Raw genomic sequence first — 26,250 nt, forward strand, 5'->3', positions numbered from 1 at the left:
AGCTAATTTAACTTATCGAAAGGTAACCCTGATAAGAAATGCATTTTAATATGTATGTTTAAATTCTTAACAAGCAATCATTACGCTTCTTGTCTATTAATCTATAAATCTACCCAGAGCTGAGCTTACATTGTTTATGAATTTAAAATCAGTAAAATCGGTTCCAGTCTGCACCCATGTCCTTGCCAGTTCAGGACGTATCCCGCTTATTAAAACCTCTACCCCCAGCAATTTTAGAGATTGTTTTGCCTTTTTCAGGGATTCTACAAACTCAGTATCAGGGTCTCTTACTGACGATAAATCAATGATTAACGATTTGACATTTTTTTCTGACACTTGTTTTAGCGTCCGTTCCACATTTAAACCTGACTGCCCTGGCATCCAATAAATCGGAAGAAGGGCGACCTTATTTTTAAGCGGGATGAGGGTAGCAGATAATTCGTCAATCCGTTCACTTAATTCCCTTTGAATGGTGATCGCGTCGGTAACATCCATGAAATACACAGCTGCGCCAATGAATCCTGATTTATGTTCTAAAATGGATGTACGAATATCCAAGTATTTATTATATTTCCCCCATTTAAGGCACGGCCTTTACATAATATTCTTCTTTATATGTGACAGTTTTCTCTACAAAACGTACATCATCTGGGGCATCTGGCCAAATATCGTAAGCATTCTTTCCCAATATACTATCACCATTTAAACCTAAGATTTCCTTAGCCAAATCGTTTATAAAGATCACATTATATTGTGAATCAATAGCCATAGCTGCCTCAGATACCGAGTTTAACATTTTAGAAAGTAATATTTCAGATTGAACCGTACTAGACATTTATTATTTCCCCCGTATTGGTCTGTCTTTTATCCGTTCCCTTGATTCCCGACCAAAAATGATGCCAGCCATCATGCAGCAGTTCTGCAGTGTCTTCATTTCCTTTTAACAATCGCGCTGTCAGTATCCCATCGATCAGTATTTGAAAAAGATTGACTAGATTACCTGATGGAGCATTTCTTAGTTCCCCATTCTCTACACCTTGTCTAAATATGTCAGCAAGTTCATTGTGAAAACTCTGTGCCACAGTTTCGGCAGATATGCTTTTAATATCATTTTCGAGGTGTTCTGGAGGAAAGACACTTACTCTTCGCCATAATTTTGTCACGTCTTTCTTATCAATCCAAAGCTGCATGTACCAGCAGAATACTTGAAAAAGTTGATGTTCCACCGGCTGATTTTGTTCTTTTAATTTTGAGAAAAATTGCTCCGTTTCAGCTTTGTAGATATTTGCGACATACTTAATCACCGAGATAAACAATTCATCTTTGCTATTATAATGTGCATAAATAGAAGACTTTCGTATGCCTACTGCCTTAGCAATCATTGATAGCGAAGTACCATAATATCCTCTTTCCGCAAACAGGTTCAAAGCTTCTTTATTTATACGATCCAGCGCGTTCATCTTTACCTACCTATCGTTCGTTTTTTTATTTAAATTATATCAAATCTCTATATATAGTCCAAGGATAATCTGCTAAACAAATCTTGCTATACACTTCCTTAGAAGACAAAAACGCGTCATACTCCTCTGTTGCTAGCTATCCATTTAAAGGAATTTAAAAGGGTAAGTCTGTAATCGTTGAGTACCATTTAAAATCGAAACTTTCCTAAAAATAAACCTTATACAAACCGGGAGATCCCAGAATGACTATTAAAAGCTTGTTGAACAATATGAAAAATCGCGTTAACCCTGATGGATAAACGCGATTTTTCATATTGTGATTTAATCACCAATAATCTTCATATCTTCAAATGGGTAAAAAATAACCTTTGTTGTTCCAATGATGTTTTCAATCGGTACTGCCCCAATATGACGGCTATCTTTACTATTCCTTCGGTTATCTCCCAGCACAAAAATATGCCCTTCTGGAACAACCTCACTGCCAACTGGAGTTTCTCCTAACGTAAATGAACCGGTTAGCTGCCCATAAGTGATGAGCTTTTTGCTCTCCTCCAAATATGGTTCTTCATAAGGCTTTCCATTTATATAAAGCACGTCGTCCTTGTACTCAACCCGGTCACCAGGAAGCCCGATGACCCGTTTGATATAATCTTTGTCCTCCGTTGCATGGAAAACAACGATATCAAAGCGTTTGGGCTCGCCGATTTTAGTAACGAACATCCTCTCCTGGCTATGCAAAGTTGGCTCCATGGAAGCACCTTTTACTTCAATTGGAGTCATTAAAAACGATCGAACAACAAAAGCCAGTACTATTGCGATTAAAAATGCCTTTGCCCATTCCCAAATTTCATTTCGCTCTTTTACCATACGGCACATCCTTTCCAAACTAATCTATTGGATACTATTTCCACATAGAACATTGAAAATCCTTCCTATTCCCAATTCAAAATAAAAAAAGCGCAAGCACCTTGTTCAGCCGCGAAAATCGCTGGAGGGCCTGACAGTGAAGTCGTTCTTTGACTTCATTGGCAGGACTGAACTCGAAAAGTATAGCCGACTGTCCAGAAACGCAGAAACTGGAGACTCCGACAAAGAAGCGCTTTTTGCTTCTGCCGGCGGAGTTGAAGTTTCGGAGTTTCTAGGAGGCGACACTAGACTAGCGTCTCGAGGAGTTAGGAGCCACAGCCAGACTAGCGTCTCGAGGAGTTAGGAGCCACAGCCAGACAAGCGACTCGAGGGGCTAGGCACTGGAGCTGGACACTAATCTAAGTACAAAATTTAATACTTTCAGTAAAAAAAGAGGCAAAAAGCCTCTTTTTAGTAATGATTATTTTTTAACATACTGCATCAGTGTATCCGGGTCAAAACCAAGAACCCAGTTGCCGTTAACCTTCGTTTGCGGCACACCCATCTGACCTGTTTCTTCAACCAGCTTTTGTGCAGCAACTTGATCGTTTTGTACATTCACTTCTTTGTAGTTTATTCCTTGACCCTCAAGGAATTGTTTCATCATTGTGCAGTAAGGTCAAGTATTCGTTGTATAAACAGTAATATCGTTCATACTAAATGCCTCCTCAAATTTTTTATACCCTATCATGTATTATCCCTATTATGCTAAATTTAGGCAAAAATGAATCACCGGGATATCTATGTTTTTCCCTAATACACTGAAAAAAAACAACATAAGAGGTATTATTATAGTGGTGAGAATCTCACCAAAATCAGCCCAGAAACGGAGGCAAGATCTTTGGAACTTCTAATCATCCCAATTGCTATCGTCTTTATCTCTATGTTCATCAATGCTGTTAATGATGTTTCAAAAGTTCGAAAAGAATTAGAACTTGTTAAACAACAAAATATAGAAATCATTGAGTTATTGAAATCTAATACAAAAAGTATGTAGTTTTTTGCTGTCGATCAGCAAACAGCCGAACCGAAACACCAATACCATGTCCAACCCATCGTAAAGATTTGATTTTATAGCGAGTTTCTCTTTTTTATAGCGATTTTTTTGTTTTTATAGCGAAATTCTCTTTTTTATAGCGTTTTTTTTGTTTTTATAGCGAAATTCTCTTTTTTATAGCGAATTGGTAATTCAGCTTGTTTTTTTCCAGTTACATTTTGATAAAATATGGTTGTTCTCGTATAGATTGTAGTTAGAATCCTAAAACCGATTTTCACGTGATAAAAGCCATTTTGTATTTCGTTATTAAGGTGCAGGCGCTTTTCACATAATAGATCTTTAGTTTTGAAAAGAAAAATGGATCATTCAATTCAATTTTGTTGTCAATCCCAACAAAGTTTGAGATATGAGCCTTAATAAGAAATGAATAGTCAAGGAGTTGTCTTAATGCTGAATTGGCAATATGTCAGAAGCATCAGCCTCAAGAGGGAGGAAGTTCCTTCATTTCAGGCTTATCCGTTTAATCTTCCGAGTTTTAAAGCACTTGATGAATTGACTCTACACCCTAAAGTGACATTTCTAATTGGTGAGAACGGGATGGGTAAATCCACTTTACTTGAGGCGATTGCTGTTGGCCTCGGCTTCAATCCTGAAGGCGGTTCATATAATTTCAATTTTTCAACCTATGACTCCCATTCGGATTTAGGCAATTATACGTATTATTAAAGGAATAGAAAGGCCACAGGATGGGTTTTTCCTCCGCGCTGAAAGTTTTTACAATGTGGCTTCTAATATTGAAGAACTCGATCGGGAGGGGCGCGGTCCGAAGATTATTGATTCATTCGGCGGAGAGTCTTTGCACGAACAATCACATGGCGAAGCCTTTTTCTCAACCTTCCTTCACCGGTTTCGCGGCAATGGGCTATATATTTTGGATGAACCCGAAGCAGCACTCTCACCGTTAAGGCAAATGTCGATGCTGACGCGGATCCATGACCTAGTAAATGAAAACTCCCAGCTGATCATCGCCACGCACTCGCCAATCATCATGGCCTATCCTGATGCCGCGATTTATGAATTCAGCGAAGAAGGTATTTTTAAAAGAAAGCTGGAAGAAACGAACCATTATCGCATCATGCAACAGTTTTTCGAGAATACGCCAAGGATGATTCATCATCTATTAACTGAATAGTACTGGAAAATGTTATATATTTTTACTCTGATTGATAATCTGCTTAAAAATCCTGGTCACTTTTATGGAATTTACTTTCTTCCATTTAATCCATTCCAAGGTAAGTATACTAATTAAAAGCCAGATTGCACCGGCTAAATGACCCGCTAGGACATCGCTGGGATAGTGGGCTCCAAGGTAGATTCGAGTAAAACCGATCCAGACAACCAGAAAGCCTGCAACAATAATTGCAATCCATTTAGTCAAAAGCTTTCTGGAAGAGCGGGCGATCAAATAGGCGATAAATCCATAAAAAATCAGCGATCCCATTGAATGTCCGCTTGGGAAGCTGTAGCCAATTGCATCGATCTCAGGATTAATAGAAGGACGCCCTCTTGCATACAGATATTTCAACAGTTTGGTCAGCGCACCTCCACCACCGATGGCTATTAATAAAAACAGAATCCCTAGTTTATCTTTCGCCTTTACCCATAATGCAATTATCGCAGCAAGTGTGCATAACGACAAAAACCAAACGGAACCTAGCTCTGTAACAAAAATCATGATTTGATCCAATGTACCGTTTTCGATTTTGTTAATCCTTTGAATGACCGCCTCATCAATCGCATTGATTTCGTTTTCAAGCATTTCTTCTGCTAATTCCGAGAAAATGACGATAAAAAGGATTGACATTCCAGCTCCAGCGATCATCAGCAAAAATGGCAATCCTGCCTGCTTTAATTCTTGCTTATTTAATTCCACAACACCTACCTCCCTTTCTCAACATCAAAAAAGCTCATTCTGCAATATGTATATCCCTAAATCCTTTAGATTTTCTGATCCGTTAACCGCACATCTTTCCAAACTATATTGAACCTTTACCCGACATAAATATGAGTAAACGATACAGATTTGGTCCTAACATTGGTTTCGACGGCAGAGGATTTATTTTACTAATAAAATTTCGTCAAACCTTTTATCTTTGACCTTAAGGCTGTCATCCCCAAAATTACTTTTTTACAATCATAACTTGTAAATATTTGCATACTCTGTGATAGACTATTTTTATAGAAAACAACATGAGACTAATAGAAATAGATTTTAAGGGGGAGTTGTAGTGTATAACAGTGGTTTGATCCTTGAAGGCGGAGGCATGAGAGGTGTTTACACTGCCGGGGTGTTGGAGCACTTTTTAGAAAATGAATTGTTTTTCCCGTATGTCATCGGCGTTTCTGCTGGTGCATGCCAGGGCTCTTCTTATATTGCCAGGCAGCCTGGACGCAACAAGCAGGTCACGATTGATTATGTAAGACACCAAGACTATATTTCTTATAAAAATTTATTATTAAAAAAGGAATTATTCGGGATGGATTTCATTTTTGATAAACTCCCTAATGAGCTCGTTCCATTTGATTTTGAAACTTTCAACAGCGCTGCTGAAAATTTTCTTGTTGGTACAACCGATTGTATCACCGGCGTACCAGTATTTTTTGATAAAAATGATGTGCCAGAGGATTTCCTTAAAATCATCAGAGCATCCAGTACACTGCCGTTCATGGCACCAGCCATTGAGTTCCAGGGCAGGACGCTGATGGATGGCGGCATTGCTGATCCCATTCCAATAAGGAAAGCAATGACTGATGGAGTGAGAAAAAACGTAATCGTTCTTACGAAGCCAAAAGGATATCGCAAGAAGAAATCTTCCCTGTCCTGGCTGCCACGATATGTATATAAGGAATATAAAGGGCTGCACACAGCGCTCGAGACTCGCTACAAGCTGTATAACGAAACTCTTGACTATATTGAAAAACTTGAAGCAAAAAATGAAGTCTTCGTCATAAGGCCTTCAAAGGATCTGAAAGTAGGAAGAGTTGAGCGGAATCCCGATAAACTGACTCAATTGTATGAAGTAGGATATGAAGATGTGAAAGAAAGTTTCGATGAATTGAAAGACTGGCTGGGAGAGTAAAGATGGTGTTAATTGATGCACTTGAGGTTCTGTCGAATAGCCTTAAACAAGACAAAAGAGTCCAAGCTATTTTTATAAAAGGATCTGTTGGACGCGGGGAGCAAGACGAACATTCTGATTTGGATTTGTATTGCCTTGTAGGAGAGAAAGACCTTGATGGTTTCCTTCACACTCGGATACATCATCTAGAGTCATATGGAAAATTACTTTTTCACGACGACATTTTCATCGTTGCACCACAAATCCTGGCCGTATATGAAGATATGCTTCATGTCGATTTTTTTACAGTAACAGAGCAGACTTTTATTGAAAAAGACTTCTTTAAAATCATTTATGACCCTGATCATCGTTTGGAAAAGTTCCATTACGCTCAAAACCTCAGGTTATCTGAAAATGAATTCCAGGATGCAGTCGATGACACCGTCTGGTTTCTTTTTCAGTATAAAAAATCTGCAGCACGCGGCAATGATTTATGGTCAGTGAATATGCTTAATCATGTCATGTTGAATCTATCAAAAGTGCTGCTGCATAGATATGAATCTGACCGAGCACAATTGGGCTTGAAGACGGTAGAAGCATCATTGCCTGAAGAAGTCATTAGAAATGTCAGCGAAATCCAGGAAAATATCACTCCGCAGAAACATCGTATAGCAGCTGTGCTTCTTCGTGATCTTTTGAACCAAGAAGCGAAATGGATCCTTAATGAAGTGGCTAACCCAGGCAAGATAGAACCATTATGGAATAGGGTTTTGGAAGAGTAGTGTTAGCTTGCTACCTGCTTATTTATAGATTTCTCCTTTTTGTAAAGATAAAAGACCACTTTCCATATATAGAAAGTGGTCTTTTGCTTTTACAACCGAACCCCAATAAACTTCATCTCAGTCATTTCTTCCATTGCATATTTCACACCTTCTCTGCCGAGTCCGCTCAGTTTCACGCCGCCATATGGGTAATTGTCCTGACGGTAAACGGATGAGTCATTGATCCAGACTCCCCCCATTTCGAGGCTGTCTGCGACTCGATAAGCTCGGCTGATGTCTTTTGTAAATACGCCTGCCTGTAGACCGTATATGGAGTCATTTGTATTTTCAACCACTTCTTCTTCTGTATTGAACGGTATCACAGTTACAATTGGAGCAAATGCTTCTTCTTTGACGACTTTCATGTCTTTTTTCACATTGGTGATGATTGTCGGATACATCATCGTACCCTTTCTTTCGCCACCTGTTTCTATAGTAGCCCCCTGCTCTCTTGCTTCTTCCACCCATTCCTGGATTCTTTCTGCTGCATTTTCGTCGATCATCGTCCCAAAATCCGTTTCTTCTTCCAATGGATCGCCGATTTTCAACTGATTCGTTGCCTCAATGTACTTTTTCAGGAACTCATCATAAACGTCTTCCTGAACATATATTCTTTGAGCAGAAACACAGACCTGCCCAGAATATCCGAAGGCTGCATTAACCAGCCTGTTGACGGCATCATCAATATCTGCGTCCTCAAAAACGATATTTGGCGAGTTTGACCCTAGTTCCATCGTGACTTTTTTAAAGCCGGCAGTGTCGCGAATAATTTTTCCGACTGTCAAACTGCCGGTAAAAGTAATCTTTGGTACATCTTTATGCGGTACAAGAGTAGTACCTGCTGTTTCACCGGTGCTCAGCACAAGATTCAGTGCTCCATCAGGCAGCCCTGCCTCTTTTAAAAGCTTTGCAAGCATGTAGGCTGATACAGGGGTTTTCTCAGCTGGTTTAAAAATTACCGTATTCCCTGCAGCAATTGCCGGAGCAATCTTATGCAGCGATAAATTCAAAGGGAAATTAAATGGAGTGATCGCACCAATGACCCCCATCGGAACCCGCTTCACCATTCCAATTCGGTTATCTCCCCGAAGCGCCGCATCCATTGGTACTACTTCCCCTGCCGTATGTTTAGACAGTTCGCTTGAGAAACGTAGAATTTGGATCGAACGCATAATCTCTGCACGGCTATGCTTGATGGGCTTTCCTGCTTCCATCGCAATAATCTCGGCAAATTCTTCTTTCTTTTCCTCCAAAAGTTGGGAAGCTCTAAGTAAAATATCCGCTCGCTCGTGGGCTGGCATAGTTTTCATTGTCTTATGGAAGGTCAGGAGGCTGTTTTCGATTGCCTCTTCCATCTCCTTTTTACCAGCAAGATGCATTTCAGCAACTAACTCGCCGCTGTATGGATTCCTCACTTCCATCGTATCAGTGCTGCTATCAATCCTTTCAGCACCGTTGATGATTGAAGCAATTTTCATCACATTCCCTCCTGTTTCTAGCATAGAATTTCACCTAACTTTTCAGTTAGCTTCATGTTTTCGCTGTAGTCCACAGGGCAATCGATTAATACCGGTTTATTCATCTCGATCGCTTTCTTGATCGCATCCTTCAATTCTCCGCCTTTTTCTATCCCAATCGCTTCAAAACCGTATGATTCTGCCAGTTGGATAAAATCAGGATTACCGAACTTAATATTCGAAGCTCTGTTGAACTCCTTCATCTGCTTCCATTCAATCAAGCCGTAGCCGCCATCTCGCCATAAAAGGATGATAATCGGCAGATTCAATCTTTTGACCGTTTCAAGTTCTGCGCTGGACATTTGGAACGCTCCGTCGCCAACGACCGCGACCACATTCCGATCAGGAAAGACCAATTTTGCAGAAATTGCTGCAGGAACAGCAATACCCATTGAAGCCAGCCCGTTGGATATCAGGCAGGTGTTCGGCTCAAAGTTATGGTACATTCTTGCCATCCACATTTTGTGAGCTCCGACATCCGAGATGACGATATCCTCCTCGTTCATTACAGACCTGAGATCATGGATGATTTTCTGTGGTTTAACTGGATAGCTCGTATCGCCAGCATAGGCCTCGTATTCATTTAGCGCTTTCTCCCTCACGTTTTCAACCCATTTGTTAGCCCTTTCCGTGGGTGAAATGACCTTCTCCAATTGCTTGAGGTTTTCATTGATATCACCAATCACGCTATGTTTTACAGGATAATTGGCGTCCGTTTCGGCTTCTATTGTATCGATGTGTAAAATAGAGCTTTCTCCACCAGGGTTCCAGTTTTTAGGAGGATATTCAGCCATGTCAAAGCCAACCGTAATGATTAAATCAGATTGTGCAAAACCACATGTAATATAGTCCTTGCCGCTAACGCCAGCAGTTAATAAACTTTGATCGTTTTGCCAGGAAATCGCTCCTTTTCCCATGAAGGTATGAACGACGGGAAGATCTGCTTTTTCCGCGAGAGCTCTCAGGCTTTCCTCAGCCTGTCCTCTTTCAACGCCCATTCCAGCAAGAATCAGAGGATGCTTCGTTTGTTCAATATGCTTGGCTGCATCCTTGATGACACGCTCCCCTGCTTCCATAATCGTCGGTTCAATGATTTCTAAAGGATTCCCTTCTACTTCCATCGCTGCAATATCTTCCGGGAGGTCTATATGAGTGGCTCCAGGCTTTTCCCCTTGCGCAACATCAAATGCTTTTCGGACTACCTCGGGAATGATTTCCGCTTTTTTCACCTGTGTGTTCCACTTCGTTACCGGCTCAAAAATGGAAACCAAGTCATAATATTGATGGGATATTTTATGCTGCCGGTCCAATCCTGCCTGTCCAGTAATCGCAACTATCGGACTGTGGTCCATATTTGAATTGACCACCCCTGTTAAAAGATTCGTCGCGCCTGGTCCAAGAGTCGCAAGACAGACACCCGGTTTCCCTGTAAGTCTTCCGTATGTCCCTGCCATAAAAGCGGCATTTGTTTCATGCCTTGTTACAATAAATTCAATACTCGAATGAAGCAGAGCATCCATAATATCAAGGTTTTCCTCTCCGGGAACACCAAAAATGTATTCAACACCCTCACGTTCCAGACATTTAATCATTAATTCCGCTGCTTTCATATCAACACTCCTTAAAGTGAAATAATCTTTATAGTGACTATTCCACGCTGGAGTGTAGATAAACTTTTGGTAAATACCAGAGGAATAGGAATAACAAAAAAAGTGCGGCAATCCCTGAAAGGATTACACGCACTTTTTGGTTCATTCATTATAGAGAGTTTTCTTGACCCTTAGTTTTTTTCGCTGGAGCAAACCATCCAACTAGAGCTATTGTAATCAATACTCCATAGAAGATTGTGGTCCAAAGTGTACTATGAGGGAAGTCATGGTCAAGGATAGCGATATCTTCATGAGCCAAAGTAATGACTGCAAGCTTCACACCAACCCATGCCACGATTGCATACGCTGTTGTTTCCAATGCTGGACGCTGATCAAGCAGCTTAACGAACCATGTAGCTGCGTATTTAATTAAGATCAAACCAGCAATTCCGCCTAGAAGAACGACAATGAACTTTCCGCCGTCCATACCGCCAAAATCTGGCAGCGGTGAATCCGGCAGTCCAAGGGCAAGAGCAACTGCCGCAAGAATGGAATCAATCGCAAACGCTAGGTCTGCTAAACCGATTTTACCAACAGTCGGCCAGAAGCCCATTCCTCTCGCTTCCTTCTCTTCTTCTTCACGGATATTTTCATTTTCCTTACCAAACTTCGCCTGTATGACATGCTTCAATCCAAGATAAAGAAGGTAAGCTGCACCGATTGCCTGTACCTGCCAGACGTTTGCAATGAATGAAATAGCAAATAAAGCCCCAAACCTGAAGACAAACGCCATCAAAATCCCATAACTTATTGCTTTTTTCTTCTGATCATCAGGTAAATGTTTCGCTATAATTGCCAGTACAAGAGCATTGTCAGCTGATAATAAACCTTCAAGACCGATTAAGATCAATAATGCCCAGGCATATTCAAGCCAAATTCCTTCCATCAACCTCTCTCCTTCCTCTTACACAACTCTTATGTAAATGTCTCATTAACAATAGAATTACCCATTAAGCCCCACACAATCCAAAGGAATAATACTGAGTTTCATTCTATGTCTTCCTCATTTATCTATTTCCATATACCTTTTAACACCAAAAGATAAACTTACCAACAGATAAATGGTGGAGACTATAATACTCTATATTTTTTCAGAAAAATATTCAACATTTTTGTTTTTTTTCGAATCAAAAAATAAACAGACCAGGTTGTCCGTTTTGTTGGTCATATATTGCGTACTGATCACTAGCCGTATTGTGATATGTATCCTGATAACTTCTATATAATTCAATGACTTTAGTTCTGATTATGAACATTTTTATTGAGGACTATTGTTAAATAAGCTATGACTGAAAAAGTAAACTGCATGGTTAGTACTTCCCTTTCAGCTAGTCATTTTAACACACTTAACAATTATAGCATTTTTTTCCGTATTGGAAATAAAAAAACTGCCAATCCAGGCAGCTGACTATAATTAACATAATTATTACCATACGGAGTTGGGACTTAACAGCACTTGGATAGCTTTTATTCATTTCCGCCTGGATCATTTGAATGTCCCCAAATTGCTCAAGGACACTTAAATTGCCTCTGGTTTTCAACACCTTGCTTATTATAGGTCCAATAATGATCAATAAAACAGCTGTCACTTTAGACAGCTGAAAAAGGCCTATCTTAATATTCGTCACGTTGCGGTTTATAAGCTTCTCTATTCTTGAGTTTTGTTAGCCTGTAATCATGTGCTTTAGATGAAGATGAATGGGAGTTAGGAATGTTGTGTTTTCTTTCCTTTTTCCAGTCATTATCGTCTTCATCAAATTCATGGAGAAAATGAGCCGTCCGCATTTCTTTTTTAGCAGTGATCACGCGTTTCGATGGACGCCTTTTACCTGATTGACCCTTTGTATCCATCTCAGCCCCCCCCTGGTATTCAAGCGGTTTCTTCCCTTTCATTTTACCACGGTTATAGTCGTCCTATTATAAACATAAGTTGAAATTCAGAAAGTTTTTCTTCTGCTCGCACAAAACTATTCTCACTTTGAATATTTTATAATTTTTTCCTAAAAAACCCTTTTAATCAGTGTAATTTTACACTATATTGAATGTATGGTAATTTTTTCGGTATTTAAAAGGGGGATAAACAGTGAATAGAAAGAAAACTTTATCGGGGATAATTGCTTTTGTTACTTTGTTGTTGATTTCAAGCATCAGTTATATGTTGTTGGCAGACCGGGACGCCTATAAATACTATACAGGTCTGGGGAGTGGGCTAGCCATTTCTGAGGATGATCAACTCATAGCCTTTTCCTATTTTAATAATGGTCAAGCGGCAATCTATACAGCTAGTCAAGATGGTGGAGATGTTAAAAGAGTGAGCAACCCTGAACAGGTTTATCACAGTAACCCTCAGTTTTCACCAGATGGAAGCAAGATTTTATATTTATCACAGGACAATAACCAAATTCAATCGCTTTACATAGCAAATGTAGATGGAGCCAATCCTAACAAAATTTCAGATCCATCACAGCATATTTCTGGCGCTGTCTTTTCTGATGACAACGAAACAATTTTCTTTGCAAGTATGCCGGCAGAAGAATTTAAAAAGACTGAAGGGGAGACTAAAGAGGGCTATGATCTTTTTTCCGTTAAAATGGATGGCTCTCAAATGGAACAGTTAACTGATAGAGACTTCTACACAGTGGATAGCCTTATCTTTTCTCGTGAAAAAAGGGAAATCTTCTTCCAGGATTATGAAGATATAAATGCATTTGATTTGGAGGATGAACGGGTGTACACGGCAGATTTCAGCAGTAAAATGCCTGCAGAATTTTTTCATCTCTCGCTTTCGCCTAAGCTTAATGCATTAGCTTATACAACGATCACTGATGAATCAAAGAACAAATCCCTGTTTGAATACGATTTATTTCTAAAAGATTTACAAAATGGAGAAGCCAAGAGGCTCACCGACTTGAATTCATCTATCGTTTCTCCGGTCTTTTTTAACGATAAAAATGAAATTCTCTTCCTTGAATATTTAAATTGGCCGCAAGAACCAGAGGAATATAAGTTAAGGACAGTAGACATAGGAACCAAGAAGTTAAAGGATATTAGGCTTGAAATGCCAGATCTTGAATCCAGCAACTTTGTCATGAAGGCCATTGATTATTCAGTTAACAGCTGGACAGTTGGCCTATTATATACAGTGCTGCTAATGCTTATTACTGTATACGTAAAGCATGAAAAAGTATTTTTGCCTTCGATAATCAGCCTTGTATTTGGATTATTAACAATAGCGGCAAGCTTGGTTGTTGCTGCCACGGTAGATCCTTGGGCAGGAATTGGCGTCGGCATGCTGGCAGCAGGATTACTAGTTTGTACTCTCGTTCTATTCATCTTTGCCTTTGTCATTAAGCTTTTAAGAAAAGGAGCAAAATAACATGCCAGATTCAGTAGGAATGATATTGACGCTCTTAATGAATATTGCTCTTTTTGGGGTGGCGAATTATTTTGCAGTGAAGCATTCTGCAAGGAATATAAAAAGACGGCTTATTGCCGGATTCGTCTTCCTCATGTTTTCACCAGTAATTTTCTTCAGCACTCTCTACCTCGGTTTTACGTGGGATGACTCGGGATGGGGTGCAGGAATCCTGACTGTAATTTATACCGGGCTATATATATTGAATGGACTCATCCTGTTGTTGTCCTCCATTCACATTTATTTCAGGAAATAGATATTCAGAGCTGTCCAATGATAAATGATTGGACAGTTTTTTTCTGTGAAATTACAAAAAGCCGCCAATGGCAGCTTCGATTAACTCTTCTTATCAGTATCGTTTTCCCCGATTTCCTTCTTAATATCATCAGCGAGTCCATTCGTCGCGTTCTTGAATTCTCTCATCGACTTGCCGACTGCCCGTCCGATTTCAGGGAGTTTGTTTGTCCCAAAAATGATCAGCGCAATTACGAGAATCAGGATTAATCCTGGAAATCCTATATTTGAAAACATTATATCTCTCCTATTGAAAAAAGTTACATCTATTATATCGAATCATCACTACAAATTAAAGGCTTAGCGTTTTTATGTATCAAATCCCCCTCTATGAAGACAATAAGATTGATTATTTTGCATAAGGGGTGTTAAAAATGAAACTAAAATTAATCCAAGTTGCAGCATGCTTTTTTTTCCTGATAAGTTTTTCCGGAGCTGTTCAGGCGCAGACTGAATTACCAGCTGACTTTGGAGCAAAGGGTGCACTGAAGGATTCCTCGATCACATTTGATGAAGCTTTAATTTATGCCATCCAGGATGAATACCTTGCACAGGCTCGGTATGACGCTGTCATCGGAAAGTTCGGCAACATCAGGCCTTTTAACAATATCATGGCAGCGGAGCAGCAACATATCAGTGCCCTCGTTTCCTTGTTTCAGAAGTACGATAAACAAATTCCCGAAGACAATGCCAAGCAATATGTTTCAGCACCTGGAACACTGAAGGAAGCATTTAATCAAGGAGTTCAGGGAGAAATCGATAATATTGCGATGTATGATAAGTTAAAAACGATTCCCTCCCTGCCAGAGGATGCGCAAATGGTGTTTACGCAATTAGGAAATGCTTCAAAAAATCACCTAAGAGCCTTCCAAAGAGGTGCAGTCCGCAATTAAGGAATAATAAATACTGAATCTCCTATTAATAGGATTTTTTGAGCCTTTAAATTGTAACGACGCTTGGTTAATTGGATCCAAGCGTTATTTTTTTTATAAGGCCGCCTGATAAATTTCAGGGACACCAAAGCACTTGCACTTTTACAACCAACAGGAGCATTTAATCTTTTATGCCTTTCTCTCATTTTCAAAACTACAGTTTCATTGGATCTATCTTTGCTGCTTCAATAGTAATTCTTCAATGAAATGATTATTGCCTTCAAGTATATCTGCACTTCATTTTCCCCCTATGCCAACATTTTTGCAGTAATAATCGCGAATCCCCCTTGATTTGGTCACTCGATTTATATGTATTTTTCTAGCTTATCCTCTCGAGATTTGCATTATCTTCTGTTTCTTGTTATGATGAATAAGAATTATTTTTGTTCGGTGTAAAGGATAGTATAAGTTTTGACTTTTCGTCTTGATGATCACTTTGGGCAAGGATAGTAATAAGTTGTGCGTTAGCACTAGGAGGCAACAATTATGGAACAAGGTACAGTGAAATGGTTTAATGCAGAAAAAGGTTTCGGTTTCATCGAGCGTGAAAATGGAGACGACGTATTCGTACACTTCTCTGCTATCCAAAGCGAAGGCTTCAAGTCTTTAGATGAAGGTCAAAAAGTAACATTTGACGTTGAGCAAGGTGCTCGTGGAGCTCAAGCTGCAAACGTTCAAAAAGCTTAATCATAACCTGATTAATCCAACAGGCTCTTTTATAAGAGCCTGTTTTTTGTTTTCCTGTTTCATGCTCATAAAACTAGAATGGAGATTGAATAATTTCCTCTGTCTCGATATCCAGCAACAAATCTTGATCTTACTTTCACCCCCTTCACTCCCCCATGACACTAATTTCAACCTTATGCTCACTGAGAATTTCCTGAAACTTTTTTACATCTGCAGGTTTTGGACGGTCTGGCTGTTCATTTTATCGTAGTTAGTTACCTTCGCTAATAGATTATGCATGAAACAAAAAGAGCAGCACCCCAATGGGACTGCCCTCTTAACTATGAAGCTTTTCTTACAGATTCTGTACTTGAACTTTCCTTCTTCACAAACTCCAGTTTAAAACCGAACAAAGCAAAGATAATCGATAAGATCGGTACTGTGAAATTCAGTACGGCATATGGTGCGTATTCAAATGGATGGACAGACAATGCTGAAATGATGAATACGGCGCATGTATTCCAGGGAACCAGGGGTGAAGTCACCGTGCCTCCATCCTCGACGGCACGAGATAGGTTTTTCGAATGAAGCCCCTTGTCATCGTATGCTTTTTTATACATCCGTCCTGGTAAAAGAACTGATAGGTACTGTTCTCCTGCAGCCACATTTGTTATAAATGAAGTCACAACCGTAGAAACAACGAGGCTTCGAGCTGAACGGGCCAGCTTCAGTATTTTCTCTACGATTGATTGCAGCATACCCGTCTGCTCCATTACACCTGCAAAAGCCATCGCTATCAGAGCAAGAGACACGGTATACATCATATCCTGAATTCCGCCTCTGCTAAAAAGTTCGTCTACAGAAGCGTTCCTCGTTTCAATTGAAAAACCGTTTTGAAGGGTATTGACCGCATCGGCTATTGCCCCACCTTGAACGGTAAACTGCGTCATCCACCCAAGAAATACTCCTACGATAAGGGCTGGAAGTGCTGGCACCTTGAAAGCAACCAGTAAAATAACTGCTGCTGGAACTAGAAGCAACCATGGCGATATTACAAAATTAGATTGAATCACATTCATGATTTCTAAAATCTGTTGATTATCGACTCCTGTATTGCTAAAATCTCTGCCAAGGTACCAATAGACACCAAGAGCAATCAAAAAGGCTGGCACTGTCGTATAAACCATATGGCGGATATGGGCAAACAGATCTGTCCCCGTGATTCCTGCCGCCAGATTGGTTGTATCGGACAATGGCGACATTTTATCGCCGAAATAAGAGCCTGAAATGATCGCCCCTGCTACCATGGGAGCAGGAATTCCCATGCTGATCCCGATTCCCATACCAGCGACACCAATTGTTCCCATTGTAGACCATGAACTTCCAATAGCCAGGGTAATCAAAGCCGTAATGATACTAATTGATACAAGGAACATGGATGGACTCATTATTTTAAGGCCATAGTAAACCATCGTTGCTACAACTCCGCCGCCAATCCATGAACCGATGATCATTCCAACTGTGATGATGATCAAAATTGCCGGTAAAGCCATTTTAATTCCTTTATAAATACCTTCTTCGATAAAATTCCACTTAAAACCTGCAAACCAGGCAACAAGACCTGCCACCACCGTTCCGATAATCAGCGGAATATGCGGGTCTCCTTCAAACTTAACAATCGTTACTGCCATTGAAACTACCATAACTAATAAAGGGATGATAGCAAGACCAAATGGCACTTTTCTCTCAATACTTTTCCCCATTTGTTTTCCTCCTTGCTGTCTCGTTAACTGTCTTTACCCTCAAAACCAGACAGTTAGACAAGCAAGAAATTGGAAATACCAAGAGTTCAGTCATGCCGCTCCGTTACATGCCTGGCGTTCCAATAGTCGTAATTGCCCCCTCAAGAGATGAATTCTGCTATTTTTTCGAGTTGATTTGTATTTTTCCAATCACCACTTGTTCATTCAGTTCTTTGGCTGTGGGATCACATCTATAAGGACCCTGTCCAATTTGAGCATGGGCCCAATCGCAGCTGGCAACCAATCCGACACGCTTGGGACGACCTGTACAGGAATCTCTTCAAAAAGAAAAATCTAGTCTCCGACTAGATTTTCTTTTTAATCTCTTCTCTTAAGGAATCCACTAGCTCCTCAGATAAGTTTGCTGGCAGTGATTTACCATTTTCAACAACCCAGGCATTCATTAATTCTAGGTCTGATTTTTGAAAAGTAATGATATAATTCTGATGCTCCAAAGTGAATTCAACTGTAACATGTTCCTCACCATAAGATTCCTCGTCAATAATCATATTTGTCATTTTATAGGATTTCATAAATTAACTCCTTTACTCTTTCCTCTTGTTAGATTAATCAAAAAGAAAAATTTTATTCTTGTTAACATAACAATATTATTAAAAACCATCTTAAAAGAAAACGTGCCAGAAGAACTCTGACACGTGATTCCCCTTATTTTTTTATAGCCTTTATAAAAAAATTTAAACTAGCATCCCCTTAGATAACAAAAAACTGTATGATTCTACTTCCTTTGAATCTCCGCCTCTTCCCATACACTATACATCTTCAAAACCTTGCATTTCACTTTTCCAGAAGGAACCGACAAAACAGTTTCGTCGCCAACCTTTAAACCTATTAGCTTCTTTGCAACTGGTGTCTCATAATAAATTTTGTTCTCATCTACATTCGACTCACCGTATCCAACAATCTCATATATTTCTTCTTCCGTATAATCTGTATACTCAAAAGAACATTTAACGATCGAGCCAATATCTACTTTTTCAGTATTCCGCTCATCAACCATAATCAATTCAGCAGTCTTATACGTATGCTGAATCTCTTGGATTCGTTCCACTAATACACGTTCATCTTGCTCCAATTTATGAAAATTAGGATTTGCTAACTTATCATCTCCGCAAGCATTAAAGGCAATATTTTTATCTTTACGTACTTGCTTCAACTCTTGTTCCAGATTGCCTATTTGTTGAAGAATCAGCTGCTCTCCATTGGATGTGATTTTAACAGACATGTTAATCCCCTCTTAACTAGTGTTGACACTAAATTAACTCTAACTTAAGTTCTCAAACCTTTTAATTACCCATTATGATTTCTAATATACCCTGAAATCCAGTTGAACAGTAACCTTATGTTTGGGCATAATAACTACAGTACAAAAAGAAAGTTGCCAAATTGACAGCAGGTCAACATTGCATCTTAGTTTTCAGAAGGGATAATAAGAAATCATTTATACTACTATACACTTCATCTGGTTGAATACTAAACTCAATTGTCTGGTGATTTGATAGCCAATGAACTCCAATTGTATGTACATTCGCTTGTTTACCAGCCAATATATCCGCGTCGCTATCTCCAAGGAAAATAGCCTCTATGTTTGACACACCCAGTTCTTCTAATGCTTTATTTATTCCCTCTGGATGTGGTTTTGGTAACTCCACGTCATCGCCGGTAACAATAACTTAAATAGTATAGTAGCATATAAATGTAAAAATATATAAATTATTAGATATTCAGAGTTTACTAATCCTTATTTTACCATCGCCTTCAGCACATCGCTTCAATTAAAATCCAATGACTTTGGGTAACTATTTGAAAAGCTACTAAAAAACTGAAAGTGGTGGATGGATGAATAGGCAAACTCGTCTCAAAAAGTTTAAACAAACACGGACAGGCAAAATTTTGCCGCTTGCTGCACTTGGGATTGCCGGCACTCTTTATGCTGGTAAATTGAATCGTCAGCGGAAGACTGCTGCTGCCTCTCAATCAAGGATGCCTGCGAATATTGAGCAGGCCACTACACATATAAAACTGGAATGGAAGGGTGAGGAATCGTCCTATCGTGTGTTTAGAGGAGAGAAACTGATATACGAAGGAACGGAGCCAAAACTTGCCGACCAAAATCTTGTTGCCGGCACTATGTACACATACTGTATAGAAACGCTTGATGAACATGGAATGCTAACAGATAGAATGCGTATCCAAACAGCTACATCAGTGGATTTCAAGGAAAAAGATAACATTTTAGAGAATTCAATCATTACAACGATTGTTACTCATGGGCAAATCTCTTTAGAATGGGAACCGATTGAGGGTGTTACAGACTATACGATTTACAGGAATGGCAGTAAATTGGAGACAGTAAAATCCTGTGCTTTTACCGATGAAAATATAGAAGCTGACGACGTTTCTACTTATAGGATTAAAGCAAGGCGACCTTTGCAACGGTCGGATCAAATGAAATGGGAACTTAAGTCGGTTGTCGCCAATGCGGTGGGTGTTATTAAGAAAGATTCAACCACTAGAATGGCAGCTGATGAGGAGTTTACCATTTCCAAAAAGATTGGGCCTTTAAAGGAATTATTGAGATCTCCCCAGGAAATCAAGTGTATGAACGGCAACTGGCAGCTCAGATACACCACTTTTTTAAAAGAAGAATGGCTGAAAAATCCGAATGCGGCATCTCCGGATCAGATATTCAAAGGCGATTATCGTTCCTTTGATCCTGAGTCTTCTGAATTCAGGACCAGAGGAGACGTTTTTATCGACACTAAAAACCCATCTGCCCTCTTAACGAAGGCTACCGGCAAAACAGAAGCATACACCAAAGAACTTGTACTATTAGAATCAGCGAGCGCTGCTGACGAGGGGATTCAGTTGGAAAAGGTGCTTACAGACGACGACAGAGTTCAATTTCACCTGAATCATTCTGTCAGCAATCCACTGGTTATGTCCCCTGCTATTGATTACCATGTATGCGGAACCTTTTACAAGAACAATGAATTCGACTTGGTTGGGATCCATGATCAAGCACCTGAGCATGAAATTTATATTAAAGAACCAGGTTCGGACGAGTGGCAAGCCATCCACCAGGCTCACAGCAAGGGACTCGAAATGATGGCAGATCCAATGGCTAATCATTACTGGCGTTACTCTACATTCACTCACTAAAAAAACGGAAAAGCTGAGATCCAGCTTTTCCGTTTTTTCTATTATAAAAATCGCTTCCGTACGTTCGGCGGAGGCAGCATACAGCTATCCTTCTTGCCGAACCATTTGTATCGGTTCCGGGCTATAAGATCATATGCAATATTCCTGATAGGAGCAGGAACGACCATGAACACATATAGAAGCTTCCATGCTCCACGCAAATGACGAGTAATCCTCAGGGCTGCGGACGATTTATAATAAACCTTATCATTCTCGATTAAAATCATGCTGTCCACATCGTTTCGCACATTATACTTTTTCAGCAGTTCCTTTCCGGCTTCACTCTGCAACGATGCAAAGTGGAACGTTTCATTTGGATCACGATTCAGAATAAATTGGACGCTGGCATCACAAAAGTTGCAAACTCCGTCAAATAAAATGACCGGGTGCATAGAACATCCCTCCATAGTCAACCTTTTCTTTATATTAACATTTATCCTGTTTAGTCAAAATGAAACAAAAGATTAAATAAAGAAATACCGGCAGCCGATTTAATGACTGCAGCTACTTGAAATTTACTTTTACATGAAGAAGCACAGGCAGTTCATCAAACTCATCAAAATCCCTCCTAATTCACTGTTCATTTTTTGTCATTCAATGAATTTATACACAGGATGCCAGTATCCAATGGAAATTACTTCAAATCTTATTGCTAATCATGGTAAACTCTATGAAGAAGTTTTTACATAAGCGAAAACTGGATGAGGAGGATTTTTGTGAAAAGGTATTCGCTGTTTTTCTTGTTATTCACGTCACTCGTTCTTTCTGCGTGCAGCAGTGATGCACCTGATGAAGTAATCGTAACTGAACAACCGACTAAGGAAGTTACTAAAAAGGAAGAGACAAATCAGAGTAAATTCGACCACTTGAAGAATATAAGTTTAGAGATTACTGAGGAAAGCCTGATGGCTCTGGAGCCTGGCTCAATGATGGGCGACTTGAGCTATGAAAAAGATATAGAGGATATCGGGTTCAATACACCAGAGCTGAACCCAGAGGTAGAAAACAAACTGCCGGAGAAACTTGAAGAACTTGCTGTTGAGACAGATGATTTAGAATCTATTAAAAAAGGCCTTGTTTCCCTGCTAGCAAGTCCACATTATAAAGAAATTATCGAGAATGCCACTGCCTATGAACCACATTTCGAAGAACCTTTCCTGCCAGACCCGACAAAGGCTGAAGGCGAAGAAGAAACGAAAATTTCTGGCAAAGCTATTATCCTTCTTGATGCAAGCTCAAGCATGCTTCAACAGACGGATGGACGGACCAAAATGGAGATCGCCAAGGATGCAGTGAAAAGCTTCGCAAAAACCATCGGCCAGTCTAGTGAGGTTTCTCTCATTGTATATGGTCACAAAGGCTCCGATTCTGACGCAGATAAAGGAGTTTCCTGTTCTGGAATTGAAGAAGTATATTCAATGGGCAAATACGAAAAAGAAGCATTCCACGGAGCGGTCGATTCTTTTGATAGTAAGGGTTGGACCCCTCTTGCTGGCGCCATCCAAAAGGCCGGTGAGATGAGCAGCAGCTATAATGCCCATACAACAATTTACATCGTCAGCGACGGCGCCGAAACCTGTGATGGTGATCCAGTCCAGGCAAGCAAAGACCTTATTGCAAAAAATGTTGAAAGTACAGTAAACATCATCGGTTTTGATGTAGATGGTAATACAGAAAATCAGTTGAAAGCAGTAGCTGAAGCCGGAAACGGAGAATACTTCAAAGCCGACAACCCTGAGGAATTGAAAAATACAATTCAATACGAGTGGCTCCCTTCCACCCTCGACCTGGCATTTGCCTTTACGATGGCTCCAGACGGATGGGATATGGTCGCAGAATACAAAGTCGCGGAAAAGTACCCGCTTGAATTATGGACCGTAGGAAGAAAAGAAGCACACCGGATCATCGACGCGGCTGCCATCATGTCAAAGAATGACTGGATCACCGATGAACAATATTCCGAGTTAAGAGATTGGGGCTTTGAACGCAGCGAAGCCATGAAAGAACTGCATTATGCCATGAGTAAAACCAATCGCGAAAAAGCCGACACCGAAAGCAAGGAAATCAGGCAAAGAGTCGACGAATGGGTAGCAAGAATGAAAGAACTGAAAAAAGAGCGCGGCGATACTTGGTAAAAAAGATGGTCCAATTTTCGGACCATCTTTTTTATTCAATCACCGTGCCATGCTTAGTATTCATTATTTTTATCTGCCTGTGTTGTTGCACTTCTTCATAAATGGCTTTGGTCACTATAATTTTTTCTCCATTAAGCTGAATCCAGTATTCCGGTTCCTCAGTAAAATTCCCATAAATGTTTTTGGTTGTTTTCCCTACCCCTTTATCCTCAACCATCCCTTGCGAAGAGTCTAGTTTAAACTGAGAATATAGATAATCCTCGTAAGCGAAAGACAGAAGGACAATGCAGAAAGACCAAATTATGAAATAAAGTATTTTCTTCACTATGATCACCTATATGTAGTGTGCGGTGAACGAGGGAGTTATACTCTGCAAATTGGGTTGGTTTGTTTTATTGTGATCAGGTAAATTATGCTAAATTTAAAATGAACCTAAAGCGAATGAAGGGAATTCCTGATTAATGCTGAGTGATTGAAGATTGTATTGAAAGAATTGGCTTCTATCCCTCATAACATTTGATTGGCTATTGCTATGGTGTCTTTCTTTGTTTGCTCATCTGAAATGTTAGGATTGTGGTAGCCAATATTATAATAAATTCCCTCCTTTTCAAAAGAAAGCGTACCGTTATAGTATCCGACTACACCGTCTGTTAGTTGAACTTCTTCTCCTAATGGCTCGGCGTATTCTACTTTAAAGTTATGGACTGTAATCATAAAAATGATGTTATCCTTTTTATTTTTTGAAACACTGTTAAAATTGACTTGTATCTCTTTCCCATCGTGCTTAAAATCTTCAATGGTCATTTTCAGCGGCATGGCCTCAAAAGGAAAATCCTTAGGCGGGTTTACTTCAAATGGCAAGGCATCTAAGCCCACTTTTAAGGATGGTACATGATATAGGATGGGAATACTTTTCAATTGTTCCTCAGTGGCATTCCCCTTTTGTTCGTCTTTTTCGAGCTTACTAGGATCGAGTGCGCCTGATTGTTTCTGCTGGCAGCCGAACAGCAGTAGTACAAGGATAATAGGAATTAATGATGACTTTTTCATGAGCTCTCCCCCTTTACGTTTTATACGGAGGAATACTTGAAAAGTTTCAAAATTTAACCATAAATTCAAAAACCAAACAAAACTATATGAATATTAAATACTTAGCGGCTGACGAGTTAAAAATTGGTTTATTCGCTGTGATGCCTCAACTAATCTCTCTGGAGGCTGAACCATTGCAAACCTTACATACCCTTCCCCCTGCAAGCCAAAAGCATCACCAGGAACAACGGCAATCCCTTCTTCATCAATTAACCTGAAGGCAAAATCCCTTGATTTCCAGCCAGCAGGAATTTTAGCCCACACAAACATTGTTGCAGGAGAATTGACCACTTGCCATCCGCTATTCCTAAACCCTGATACCAAAGCATCACGCCTCGTTTCATACTGCTTTAGCTGATCCTTCAGAAAAGAATAATCAGAAGTCAGTGCGGCAATCGCTGCTTTTTGGATTGGGTAAAAGATTCCGTAATCGATATGCGATTTGAAGGATGCAAGGATATTGATGACCTGGTAATTACCAGCTACGTAGCCAATTCGACAGCCTGCCATATTGAAAGTTTTGGAGAGCGAGTTGAACTCTACTCCGACTTCCTTTGCACCCGGTACAGATAAGAAACTGATTTGCGGGTTATTATCATAGATCAATTCCGAATAAGCGAAATCATGTACAATCAGGATGTGATGTACTTTGGCGAATTCAACAACCTCTTCAAAAAAAAGACGGTCAGCGAGTGCGGTGACAGGATTTCCGGGATAGCTTAAGATCATCATTTTCGTCTTTTGTAAAACTTCAAGAGGAATCTCACTAAACTGAGGCAGGAATTTATTCTCCTCCAGCAAAGGCATTGGATAAATCGAACCGCCTGCAATCGTTACGCTAGCTTCATAGATTGGATAACCCGGATCTGGAACAAGTACATAATCACCAGGATCAATAATTGCAGTGGCAAGATGAGCAAGACCATCCTGAGAACCCATTAGCTGCAATACTTCGCTTTCAGCTTCAAGTTCTACCGAATAACGCTGCTGGTAAAAATATTGTACCGCCTCATTAAATTCGCTAATTCCTTTTAGCGTGTATCCATATTTCCCTGGATCCATCGAATATTTAGCAAGCTCCTCCATTACAAAAGAAGGCGGCCCAAAATCCGGACTCCCTATACTCAGGTCAATCACATCTTTCCCGTTCATCACAGCAGCCTGCTTACGGTCAACCACTTCCTGAAAAATACTTGATGTCATTTTTCTAATCTTTTCCGATCCGTTGAGATTCATGGATACACCCCTTTACTGTTCATTCACTTCATGCAATTTATTTAGATATTGATATTGATTGGTCTGAATTTTTAAAATATAAATTCGATTATAACAGTTTCGCTTTATCAGTTCTAGAAAAAAATAAAAAAAGAGCAGCTATGTCCATTAACCTGAATCTGATAAAGTTTTTTGCGGATAATACCGGTTAACGATGATTTAATACCAGTTGAATCATTTTTAATACCAGTTAGAAGCATTTTTATACCAGTTGATTAATTTTTAATACCAGTTAAAAGCATTTTAATACCAGTTAACCACGATTTAATACCAGTTGAGAGTTTGGGTAACCGATAATGTTAGGTGAGCAAAAATCCAATGCTAAAACAGTCAAACAAAAAGAGCTGCCCAGGGCAGCTCTCCACTATGTTCGTGTGATGATTTTGTCGATGATCCCATATTCAAGAGCTTCCTCGGCACTCATGAAATAATCCCGGTCTGTATCCTTCTCGACTTTATCAACAGGCTGACCGGTTCGCTCTGAAATAATCTGGTTCACATGATCACGCAATTTAATGATTCTTTTGGCTGAAATCTCAATCTCCGTCGCCTGGCCTCTTGCACCGCCCAGCGGCTGATGGATCATGATTTCACTGTTTGGAAGTGCAAATCTTTTCCTTTTTGTACCGGCAAGCAGCAGCATGGCTCCGAACGATGCGGCCATTCCGATACAGATTGTGCTAATATCAGGCTTAATGTATTCCATCGTATCAAAAATTGCGAATCCTGCTGTGGTTGAACCTCCAGGACTATTAATATAGATCGAGATATCCTTTTCAGGATTATCTGCTTCAAGAAATAGAAGCTGCGCAATAACGCTGTTTGCCACCTGGTCATTGATTTCATCTCCAAGCATGATAATCCGGTCTTTTAACAGTCGGGAATAAATATCGTATGAACGCTCTCCCCGGTTCGATTGTTCGATGACATAAGGAATTGTAGTCATTTGGCTCC

At 39.9% G+C, this 26,250-nt stretch carries 30 protein-coding genes and 1 pseudogene; 11 read left to right on the forward strand and 20 right to left on the reverse strand.

Annotated features, from left to right (window positions below):
- Positions 1 to 96: 96 nt before the first annotated feature.
- From LC048_RS11495 to lepB, 4 genes are all read right to left on the reverse strand, one after another.
- Positions 97 to 558: an STAS domain-containing protein gene (locus LC048_RS11495; RefSeq protein WP_306050305.1), complete on the reverse strand. Its 462-nt coding sequence runs from the start codon at positions 556 to 558 to the stop codon at positions 97 to 99.
- Positions 559 to 580: 22 nt separating this feature from the next.
- Positions 581 to 835, reverse strand: a complete 255-nt coding sequence (locus LC048_RS11500; protein WP_306050306.1) for a PAS domain-containing protein — start codon at positions 833 to 835, stop codon at positions 581 to 583.
- The gene (locus LC048_RS11505; RefSeq protein WP_226601210.1) at positions 828 to 1,460 is read right to left on the reverse strand and encodes a TetR/AcrR family transcriptional regulator; all 633 of its coding nucleotides are present in this window, start codon (positions 1,458 to 1,460) and stop codon (positions 828 to 830) included. Before LC048_RS11505 ends, LC048_RS11500 begins: the two co-directional genes overlap by 8 nt.
- 321 nt (positions 1,461 to 1,781) lie before the next feature.
- A complete protein-coding gene (lepB, locus tag LC048_RS11510) occupies positions 1,782 to 2,327 on the reverse strand; it encodes a signal peptidase I (protein WP_226601211.1) in 546 nt (181 codons plus the stop codon).
- Between the two features lie 136 nt (positions 2,328 to 2,463).
- On the opposite strand from lepB, the gene LC048_RS11515 reads away from it, so the two are divergent.
- Entirely contained in the window at positions 2,464 to 2,670 is a 207-nt protein-coding gene (locus tag LC048_RS11515; RefSeq protein ID WP_226601212.1) for a hypothetical protein, read from the forward strand.
- Positions 2,671 to 2,787: 117 nt separating this feature from the next.
- Here the strand turns inward: LC048_RS11515 and LC048_RS11520 are convergent, their stop codons facing one another.
- Complete coding sequence (locus tag LC048_RS11520) at positions 2,788 to 3,021, reverse strand: glutaredoxin family protein (protein ID WP_226601213.1); 234 nt, start codon at positions 3,019 to 3,021, stop codon at positions 2,788 to 2,790.
- Between the two features lie 186 nt (positions 3,022 to 3,207).
- Between LC048_RS11520 and LC048_RS11525 the strand changes: the two genes are divergently transcribed.
- Both LC048_RS11525 and LC048_RS11530 read left to right on the forward strand, forming a co-directional pair.
- Positions 3,208 to 3,363, forward strand: a complete 156-nt coding sequence (locus LC048_RS11525) for a hypothetical protein (protein WP_226601214.1) — start codon at positions 3,208 to 3,210, stop codon at positions 3,361 to 3,363.
- A gap of 447 nt (positions 3,364 to 3,810) precedes the next feature.
- Positions 3,811 to 4,555: pseudogene (locus LC048_RS11530) on the forward strand (AAA family ATPase).
- A 12-nt stretch (positions 4,556 to 4,567) separates the two neighbouring features.
- Here the strand turns inward: LC048_RS11530 and LC048_RS11535 are convergent.
- Positions 4,568 to 5,296: a phosphatase PAP2 family protein gene (locus LC048_RS11535; protein ID WP_226601216.1), complete on the reverse strand. Its 729-nt coding sequence runs from the start codon at positions 5,294 to 5,296 to the stop codon at positions 4,568 to 4,570.
- Between the two features lie 355 nt (positions 5,297 to 5,651).
- Between LC048_RS11535 and LC048_RS11540 the strand changes: the two genes are divergently transcribed.
- On the forward strand, positions 5,652 to 6,503 hold the full coding sequence (locus tag LC048_RS11540; protein WP_226601217.1) for a patatin-like phospholipase family protein: 852 nt from the start codon (positions 5,652 to 5,654) through the stop codon (positions 6,501 to 6,503).
- Positions 6,504 to 6,505: 2 nt separating this feature from the next.
- The gene (locus tag LC048_RS11545; RefSeq protein WP_226601218.1) at positions 6,506 to 7,264 is read left to right on the forward strand and encodes an aminoglycoside 6-adenylyltransferase; all 759 of its coding nucleotides are present in this window, start codon (positions 6,506 to 6,508) and stop codon (positions 7,262 to 7,264) included.
- 89 nt (positions 7,265 to 7,353) lie between these two features.
- Here the strand turns inward: LC048_RS11545 and LC048_RS11550 are convergent, their stop codons facing one another.
- The 4 genes from LC048_RS11550 to LC048_RS11565 all read right to left on the reverse strand — a co-directional run bounded on the left by LC048_RS11550 (position 7,354) and on the right by LC048_RS11565 (position 12,320).
- Positions 7,354 to 8,781, reverse strand: a complete 1,428-nt coding sequence (locus LC048_RS11550) for an aldehyde dehydrogenase family protein (RefSeq protein ID WP_306050309.1) — start codon at positions 8,779 to 8,781, stop codon at positions 7,354 to 7,356.
- Positions 8,782 to 8,798: 17 nt separating this feature from the next.
- Complete coding sequence (locus LC048_RS11555; RefSeq protein WP_306050311.1) at positions 8,799 to 10,430, reverse strand: acetolactate synthase large subunit; 1,632 nt, start codon at positions 10,428 to 10,430, stop codon at positions 8,799 to 8,801.
- Positions 10,431 to 10,578: 148 nt separating this feature from the next.
- The gene (locus LC048_RS11560; RefSeq protein WP_226601221.1) at positions 10,579 to 11,355 is read right to left on the reverse strand and encodes a TerC family protein; all 777 of its coding nucleotides are present in this window, start codon (positions 11,353 to 11,355) and stop codon (positions 10,579 to 10,581) included.
- Positions 11,356 to 12,083: 728 nt separating this feature from the next.
- The gene (locus LC048_RS11565; RefSeq protein ID WP_226601222.1) at positions 12,084 to 12,320 is read right to left on the reverse strand and encodes a hypothetical protein; all 237 of its coding nucleotides are present in this window, start codon (positions 12,318 to 12,320) and stop codon (positions 12,084 to 12,086) included.
- A 232-nt stretch (positions 12,321 to 12,552) separates the two neighbouring features.
- Here LC048_RS11565 and LC048_RS11570 point away from each other — a divergent pair, with 232 nt between their 5' ends.
- Both LC048_RS11570 and LC048_RS11575 read left to right on the forward strand, forming a co-directional pair.
- A complete protein-coding gene (locus tag LC048_RS11570; protein ID WP_226601223.1) occupies positions 12,553 to 13,845 on the forward strand; it encodes a TolB family protein in 1,293 nt (430 codons plus the stop codon).
- A gap of 1 nt (position 13,846) precedes the next feature.
- Entirely contained in the window at positions 13,847 to 14,140 is a 294-nt protein-coding gene (locus LC048_RS11575) for a hypothetical protein (RefSeq protein ID WP_226601224.1), read from the forward strand.
- An 80-nt stretch (positions 14,141 to 14,220) separates the two neighbouring features.
- Here the strand turns inward: LC048_RS11575 and tatA are convergent, their stop codons facing one another.
- On the reverse strand, positions 14,221 to 14,415 hold the full coding sequence (gene tatA, locus LC048_RS11580) for a twin-arginine translocase TatA/TatE family subunit (RefSeq protein WP_306050314.1): 195 nt from the start codon (positions 14,413 to 14,415) through the stop codon (positions 14,221 to 14,223).
- Positions 14,416 to 14,552: 137 nt separating this feature from the next.
- On the opposite strand from tatA, the gene LC048_RS11585 reads away from it, so the two are divergent.
- Both LC048_RS11585 and cspC read left to right on the forward strand, forming a co-directional pair.
- Positions 14,553 to 15,071 carry a ferritin-like domain-containing protein gene (locus LC048_RS11585; protein WP_306050316.1) on the forward strand — a complete coding sequence of 173 codons (519 nt, stop codon included), beginning with the start codon at positions 14,553 to 14,555 and terminating at the stop codon, positions 15,069 to 15,071.
- Positions 15,072 to 15,596: 525 nt separating this feature from the next.
- Complete coding sequence (gene cspC / locus LC048_RS11590) at positions 15,597 to 15,797, forward strand: cold shock protein CspC (protein WP_010331195.1); 201 nt, start codon at positions 15,597 to 15,599, stop codon at positions 15,795 to 15,797.
- Positions 15,798 to 16,117: 320 nt separating this feature from the next.
- Here cspC and nhaC read toward each other — a convergent pair whose 3' ends face one another.
- The 4 genes from nhaC to LC048_RS11610 form a co-directional block, all read right to left on the reverse strand.
- The gene (gene nhaC / locus LC048_RS11595) at positions 16,118 to 17,527 is read right to left on the reverse strand and encodes a Na+/H+ antiporter NhaC (RefSeq protein ID WP_226601491.1); all 1,410 of its coding nucleotides are present in this window, start codon (positions 17,525 to 17,527) and stop codon (positions 16,118 to 16,120) included.
- Between the two features lie 356 nt (positions 17,528 to 17,883).
- A complete protein-coding gene (locus LC048_RS11600) occupies positions 17,884 to 18,111 on the reverse strand; it encodes a hypothetical protein (protein ID WP_226601227.1) in 228 nt (75 codons plus the stop codon).
- A gap of 203 nt (positions 18,112 to 18,314) precedes the next feature.
- Entirely contained in the window at positions 18,315 to 18,821 is a 507-nt protein-coding gene (locus tag LC048_RS11605) for a GreA/GreB family elongation factor (RefSeq protein WP_226601228.1), read from the reverse strand.
- 172 nt (positions 18,822 to 18,993) lie between these two features.
- The gene (locus LC048_RS11610) at positions 18,994 to 19,266 is read right to left on the reverse strand and encodes an HAD family hydrolase (protein ID WP_226601492.1); all 273 of its coding nucleotides are present in this window, start codon (positions 19,264 to 19,266) and stop codon (positions 18,994 to 18,996) included.
- 169 nt (positions 19,267 to 19,435) lie between these two features.
- On the opposite strand from LC048_RS11610, the gene LC048_RS11615 reads away from it, so the two are divergent.
- Positions 19,436 to 20,758: a DUF3238 domain-containing protein gene (locus LC048_RS11615; RefSeq protein ID WP_226601229.1), complete on the forward strand. Its 1,323-nt coding sequence runs from the start codon at positions 19,436 to 19,438 to the stop codon at positions 20,756 to 20,758.
- A gap of 41 nt (positions 20,759 to 20,799) precedes the next feature.
- On the opposite strand, the gene LC048_RS11620 is transcribed toward LC048_RS11615, so the two are convergent.
- Positions 20,800 to 21,189, reverse strand: a complete 390-nt coding sequence (locus LC048_RS11620) for a thiol-disulfide oxidoreductase DCC family protein (protein ID WP_226601230.1) — start codon at positions 21,187 to 21,189, stop codon at positions 20,800 to 20,802.
- A gap of 324 nt (positions 21,190 to 21,513) precedes the next feature.
- On the opposite strand from LC048_RS11620, the gene LC048_RS11625 reads away from it, so the two are divergent.
- Positions 21,514 to 22,932, forward strand: a complete 1,419-nt coding sequence (locus LC048_RS11625) for a VWA domain-containing protein (protein ID WP_226601231.1) — start codon at positions 21,514 to 21,516, stop codon at positions 22,930 to 22,932.
- Between the two features lie 31 nt (positions 22,933 to 22,963).
- Here LC048_RS11625 and LC048_RS11630 read toward each other — a convergent pair whose 3' ends face one another.
- The 4 genes from LC048_RS11630 to clpP all read right to left on the reverse strand — a co-directional run bounded on the left by LC048_RS11630 (position 22,964) and on the right by clpP (position 26,242).
- On the reverse strand, positions 22,964 to 23,257 hold the full coding sequence (locus tag LC048_RS11630; protein WP_226601232.1) for a hypothetical protein: 294 nt from the start codon (positions 23,255 to 23,257) through the stop codon (positions 22,964 to 22,966).
- 182 nt (positions 23,258 to 23,439) lie between these two features.
- Positions 23,440 to 23,982 carry a hypothetical protein gene (locus LC048_RS11635; RefSeq protein WP_226601233.1) on the reverse strand — a complete coding sequence of 181 codons (543 nt, stop codon included), beginning with the start codon at positions 23,980 to 23,982 and terminating at the stop codon, positions 23,440 to 23,442.
- A 93-nt stretch (positions 23,983 to 24,075) separates the two neighbouring features.
- Complete coding sequence (locus LC048_RS11640; RefSeq protein ID WP_306050332.1) at positions 24,076 to 25,257, reverse strand: aminotransferase class I/II-fold pyridoxal phosphate-dependent enzyme; 1,182 nt, start codon at positions 25,255 to 25,257, stop codon at positions 24,076 to 24,078.
- Between the two features lie 403 nt (positions 25,258 to 25,660).
- Positions 25,661 to 26,242, reverse strand: coding sequence for an ATP-dependent Clp endopeptidase proteolytic subunit ClpP (gene clpP / locus LC048_RS11645; protein ID WP_226601235.1), 582 nt, complete (start codon positions 26,240 to 26,242; stop codon positions 25,661 to 25,663).
- Positions 26,243 to 26,250: the final 8 nt, after the last annotated feature.

This window comes from Mesobacillus subterraneus (assembly GCF_020524355.2).
GTDB lineage: Bacteria > Bacillota > Bacilli > Bacillales > Cytobacillaceae > Mesobacillus > Mesobacillus subterraneus_C.

Coding starts and splice junctions, on each gene's coding strand:
- LC048_RS11500 (WP_306050306.1), bottom strand. CDS start 835: ATGTCTAGTACGGTTCAATCTGAAATATTACTTTCTAAAATGTTAAAC.
- LC048_RS11505 (WP_226601210.1), bottom strand. CDS start 1,460: ATGAACGCGCTGGATCGTATAAATAAAGAAGCTTTGAACCTGTTTGCG.
- lepB (WP_226601211.1), bottom strand. CDS start 2,327: ATGGTAAAAGAGCGAAATGAAATTTGGGAATGGGCAAAGGCATTTTTA.
- LC048_RS11545 (WP_226601218.1), top strand. CDS start 6,506: ATGGTGTTAATTGATGCACTTGAGGTTCTGTCGAATAGCCTTAAACAA.
- LC048_RS11550 (WP_306050309.1), bottom strand. CDS start 8,781: ATGAAAATTGCTTCAATCATCAACGGTGCTGAAAGGATTGATAGCAGC.
- LC048_RS11555 (WP_306050311.1), bottom strand. CDS start 10,430: ATGAAAGCAGCGGAATTAATGATTAAATGTCTGGAACGTGAGGGTGTT.
- LC048_RS11560 (WP_226601221.1), bottom strand. CDS start 11,355: ATGGAAGGAATTTGGCTTGAATATGCCTGGGCATTATTGATCTTAATC.
- LC048_RS11565 (WP_226601222.1), bottom strand. CDS start 12,320: ATGGATACAAAGGGTCAATCAGGTAAAAGGCGTCCATCGAAACGCGTG.
- LC048_RS11575 (WP_226601224.1), top strand. CDS start 13,847: ATGCCAGATTCAGTAGGAATGATATTGACGCTCTTAATGAATATTGCT.
- tatA (WP_306050314.1), bottom strand. CDS start 14,415: ATGTTTTCAAATATAGGATTTCCAGGATTAATCCTGATTCTCGTAATT.
- LC048_RS11585 (WP_306050316.1), top strand. CDS start 14,553: ATGAAACTAAAATTAATCCAAGTTGCAGCATGCTTTTTTTTCCTGATA.
- cspC (WP_010331195.1), top strand. CDS start 15,597: ATGGAACAAGGTACAGTGAAATGGTTTAATGCAGAAAAAGGTTTCGGT.
- LC048_RS11600 (WP_226601227.1), bottom strand. CDS start 18,111: ATGAAATCCTATAAAATGACAAATATGATTATTGACGAGGAATCTTAT.
- LC048_RS11605 (WP_226601228.1), bottom strand. CDS start 18,821: ATGTCTGTTAAAATCACATCCAATGGAGAGCAGCTGATTCTTCAACAA.
- LC048_RS11615 (WP_226601229.1), top strand. CDS start 19,436: ATGAATAGGCAAACTCGTCTCAAAAAGTTTAAACAAACACGGACAGGC.
- LC048_RS11620 (WP_226601230.1), bottom strand. CDS start 21,189: ATGCACCCGGTCATTTTATTTGACGGAGTTTGCAACTTTTGTGATGCC.
- LC048_RS11635 (WP_226601233.1), bottom strand. CDS start 23,982: ATGAAAAAGTCATCATTAATTCCTATTATCCTTGTACTACTGCTGTTC.
- LC048_RS11640 (WP_306050332.1), bottom strand. CDS start 25,257: ATGAATCTCAACGGATCGGAAAAGATTAGAAAAATGACATCAAGTATT.
- clpP (WP_226601235.1), bottom strand. CDS start 26,242: ATGACTACAATTCCTTATGTCATCGAACAATCGAACCGGGGAGAGCGT.